The sequence below is a fragment of the Phaeovulum sp. genome, from assembly GCF_041596715.1.
Lineage (GTDB): Bacteria > Pseudomonadota > Alphaproteobacteria > Rhodobacterales > Rhodobacteraceae > UBA6213.
On sequence record NZ_JBFHIA010000270.1, the window covers coordinates 1 to 3,741 of the forward strand.

Consider the following 3,741-nt stretch of genomic DNA (forward strand, 5'->3'; position numbering starts at 1 on the left):
ATCGCCCGCACATGTTCTAGCGTGCCTCACCTTGGTCCGCGGTTTCAACGCGCCACGGCATCGGCTGCGCGCAGAGCCAGCGCCATGATGGTCAGACTTGGCGATTCACCACCACCGGACGTGGGAAAGACGCTGGCATCTGCAATCCAAAGGTTCGGGTGATCGTATGCCCGTCCCTGCGGATCGACAACCGAAGTGCCGCGGTCGTCCCCCATCCGGGCGGTGCCGAAAACATGCGTCGCCGAAAAGGCATCGCGGCTGCTTGCCTCTTCTGCCAGCGTCGCCCCGGCCTCTGCCAAAACCGCGCGCGCAGCCTTGGCCATTTGGCGCAAAAGAGACAGGCTTTCTTCGGTTAGAACCGACGAAATCCGCGCGACGGGCAAGCCCAGAGCATCGCGCCGCTCTGGATCAAGGTCCACGCCAGAGCGCGCGTCGGGTATGATTTGCCCCACCGCGCCCACTGCCAGTGCACTGCCAAAGCCTTCGCGCAACGCCGACTTGAAACCTGCGCCGTGGCCGGGCAGCAGCCGCGCGGCATAGCCAATGGGGCCGTTCAAGCCCACCTCCAGCGTCGCATGGTTGAGGCGAAAGGCGCTCGCGCGCCCGTTCGTCGGCACAGGGGTCCAGCAAATCGCGTCGGCGGGCAGGCCTAGATGGCTGCCTTTGAGGCCCGGCACCATTCCGGCGCTACGCCATGACAGCGTCTCCATGAAGTTTCGCCCGACCTGACCCGAGGAATTGGCCAACCCATCTGGCATATCCGCGTTGGCCGAAAGCAACAGCAACCGGGGCGTCTGCACGGCCCCTGCGGCCAGAACCAAGATCGGCGTCTCGACGCTTTCGCTACGGCCCGCGACGATGACATCCAACCGCGCGATCCGCCCCCCCGCCCCGGCATGTAAACGGGTGACTATGGCATCAGGCAGCAGCGTCAGGCGCCCCGTCTCGGCGGCCTGCCGCAAGAACGTGACATCGGTCGATCCCTTGTCACCCAAGGGGCAACCGCGCGAACACTGACCGCAGTAATTACAGGCCGGCCTGTCCTGCCACGGCGCAGAGAGCACAGCATGGGGGTTCACCTGCCAGTGTTGATGCAGGCGCGCTCCGGCTGCCTGCAATGCCAGCGCACCGGGGCCAAGCGGGTGCGGCGGCAAAGGATAGGCTGTGCTGCGCCACCGCCCGTCGTCGGTGGCGGCGCCGGCTACGCCCAGAACCTCTTCAACCTCGGCATAAAGCGGCTCCAAATCAGTGTAGCCAAGCGGCCAGTCGATATTCTTGCCCGTCAGGCTGCGTTGGCGGAAGGCATCGGGGTGCAGGCGGTGGGCTTCACCCACGAAATGCAGCGTGCTGCCGCCGACGCCCAGAACATGCGAATAGCCGTTTGCCGAAGCTGGGCGGGGTGATCCTGCCGGAAGACGCCAAGGAAACCCACCACGCGTCCATGAAGCAAGGTCTTCGGTGTCCGCATCTAACGTGCCGAGATTGCCGTAGGTTATGGTGGCTTGGCTTCCGGGTAGAACCGGGAAGTTCCGTCTCTCCCACCCGGGGCTGTCGAGCGCGTAGTCGCGCGCCGGATCGAAGGCGGGACCAGCCTCCAGCAGCAGAACGCGCATACCATGTTGACAAAGCCGCCACGCTGCCGCCGCCCCGCCAGCCCCCGAGCCGATAACGACGGCATCATGCCCCCCGCTTAGCCCCATGGTGGAGGATAGCCTTCGGGCTGCGGCGTGGCGTTAAGCGGCAACCCGATTATCGCCTCGGCTCGGGCATAGTAGAACTCCACCGCCAGCGCGCGAAGAATGTGGTAAAAACGACCCGGCACCGCGTTGAAATCGGCCGTTTCCATAAAGGCCATCACCTCGGCCTGCTGGGCGCTTGTCAGATCACGAAAGGGCAGATCGGCCAGATGATCCATCCAATCCAGCGCGGCAAGGAACAGCCGGGTCATCATGTCACTTTCGGCCACGAAATCGGCAATGTCGCGCTCTATTCCCAACGCACTGGCCGATGGTGAAAAATCATCCGCAGGCAGAAGCACGTCAAGCACCGCTGCCAAAGAGGCCATCGGCCGCGCCTCTGCGACAACCGGGCCGCAGATCGAGGCCAGCCCCGCACCAAGCGCAGCCATCAGAACACTGCGGCGCGACGCCCCCAGAACAAGGCCGCGCGCAGCGTGACCGCCTGCCGCAACTTCATGTCTGGCACTGCCGTGCACGCTCGGCACTCAGCCCCCTAGCTATTCGACTGTCGTTGTCACGGTTTCTGGTTTGCTGGTTGCGCCCAAACCGATCTGCGGGCCATGCTTGCAGAAGTCGTAACCCGCGGTCACTGTGGCGTCGGTCATGTTGTAGCCAACGCCCACGTCGCAGCCGAAACTACCGTCGAAGTTGTATGTTACGCCCGCAGCCAGTGCCGGTGCGTTGCGCTCGTTGGTTGACAGAACCTTGAGCGTCAGACCCGGGGTGCCGCCACTGCTATTGGGCGCGCCAAAGGTCCACGCAAAACCAAGGAAAAGCGAAGCCTCGTTGTTGACAGTCGTAACAGGCGGGGGAATGTCTTCACCAGCAAATGCGGCCGTCGCACTGGCAAGAAAGAATGCCGCTGGAAGCAACTTTGAAAGCATGCCGTTAACCTCCGTAAACTATTCCCCAACCTTCGGGAATGGCTTGAGTATACTGCAATCCTTTGCGCTACCAAGCTCTATGTTCGCTTGCTTGGCGCAGATGTGCCTTGTCTCGTTTTCGTGGCTATCTGGTGTGCTGGTGGGCGCAGCCGCCAGCCAAGGATACAGTTTCAAAACTGCTCCAGCGTGACGGCTGCCACTTCAATTCTGTAGGTGGCCTACGAGAGTGTCGGCACGCCGCCTGAAGGCGTGCGTGCCGATACGCGCTCAGGCAGCCGTGTCTTTTTTCATCGCATCCTTGAATGTTGCAACTGCCTTCGCATTCGCTTCATCATATGCTGCCCGGGACTCTGCCAAGGCGGACCGAAGCGCAGACCACGATGTCTTGGTCGCCGCGTCCACTGCCTTCAGTTTTTCGCCAGCATCCTTGGCCATGGTCTCGGCTTTCTCGACCGAGGCATCAAACTCGGCTTTGCGAGCCGCTCCAAACCCGATTGCCTCTGCTTTCATCCGCGTTGCCGTTGCCCGCCAGGCTTTTTGCTGCGCGGCAACACGCGCCTTGAAAGCAGCCTCATACTCATCCGCTTTGTCGGTAACGCTATCCCAATAGTTGTCGACGTCTTTCTCGAACGCCTCCCATTCGGCTTCAAGCTTGTCGGTCATCGCATCCCATGCCTTGGCGTCACGTTCGCGCGTTGCCTCGACTTCCACTTTGAAGGCATCGCGGCGTTTTTTCATATCCGCGATAGCAGCGTCGGCCTTTTTGCGCGCACCAGCTTCGACGGCGTCTGCTTTGCTTTCAATGGCCGCCAGTGCGGCGTCCATTTCATCCAACCGGCTCTTGGTCCACTCAGTAAGCGTATGGATAGTGCTTGTCTTGGTCATGTCATTCTCCATGAGTTTTCCGAACCAGCCGCGGTCTTTACTGCGGCGCGGGTTGTCGGAACGGGTTGAAGCGAAACTCAAGCTGCGTCGTCGGCCAGCTAGCCGTCGCCAAGTATCCTGCTGAAAGCGATGGGAATGATTACCAGCGTCCAGCCTGAAACCATGATGTTGATCCCCGCCAAAGTGCCAAGCGCCCAGAGCGCCGAAACCGGCAACTGCCACCACAGCATCAC

Annotated in this window: 4 protein-coding genes; all 4 read right to left on the reverse strand. The window is 61.7% G+C overall.

Going from position 1 to position 3,741, the window contains the following annotated elements:
* Positions 1–44 precede the first annotated feature (44 nt).
* The 4 genes from ABY403_RS14390 to ABY403_RS14405 all read right to left on the reverse strand — a co-directional run bounded on the left by ABY403_RS14390 (position 45) and on the right by ABY403_RS14405 (position 3,508).
* On the reverse strand, positions 45–1,700 hold the full coding sequence (locus ABY403_RS14390) for a GMC oxidoreductase (RefSeq protein ID WP_372841511.1): 1,656 nt from the start codon (positions 1,698–1,700) through the stop codon (positions 45–47).
* The gene (locus ABY403_RS14395; protein ID WP_372841512.1) at positions 1,691–2,128 is read right to left on the reverse strand and encodes a gluconate 2-dehydrogenase subunit 3 family protein; all 438 of its coding nucleotides are present in this window, start codon (positions 2,126–2,128) and stop codon (positions 1,691–1,693) included. The genes ABY403_RS14390 and ABY403_RS14395 overlap by 10 nt, the downstream gene beginning before the upstream one ends.
* A 108-nt stretch (positions 2,129–2,236) precedes the next feature.
* Complete coding sequence (locus ABY403_RS14400; RefSeq protein ID WP_372841513.1) at positions 2,237–2,623, reverse strand: hypothetical protein; 387 nt, start codon at positions 2,621–2,623, stop codon at positions 2,237–2,239.
* A 267-nt stretch (positions 2,624–2,890) separates the two neighbouring features.
* On the reverse strand, positions 2,891–3,508 hold the full coding sequence (locus tag ABY403_RS14405; protein ID WP_372841514.1) for a hypothetical protein: 618 nt from the start codon (positions 3,506–3,508) through the stop codon (positions 2,891–2,893).
* Between the last annotated feature and the right edge of the window lie 233 nt (positions 3,509–3,741).

Coding starts and splice junctions, on each gene's coding strand:
- ABY403_RS14395 (WP_372841512.1), bottom strand. CDS start 2,128: ATGGCTGCGCTTGGTGCGGGGCTGGCCTCGATCTGCGGCCCGGTTGTC.
- ABY403_RS14400 (WP_372841513.1), bottom strand. CDS start 2,623: ATGCTTTCAAAGTTGCTTCCAGCGGCATTCTTTCTTGCCAGTGCGACG.
- ABY403_RS14390 (WP_372841511.1), bottom strand. CDS start 1,700: ATGGGGCTAAGCGGGGGGCATGATGCCGTCGTTATCGGCTCGGGGGCT.
- ABY403_RS14405 (WP_372841514.1), bottom strand. CDS start 3,508: ATGACCAAGACAAGCACTATCCATACGCTTACTGAGTGGACCAAGAGC.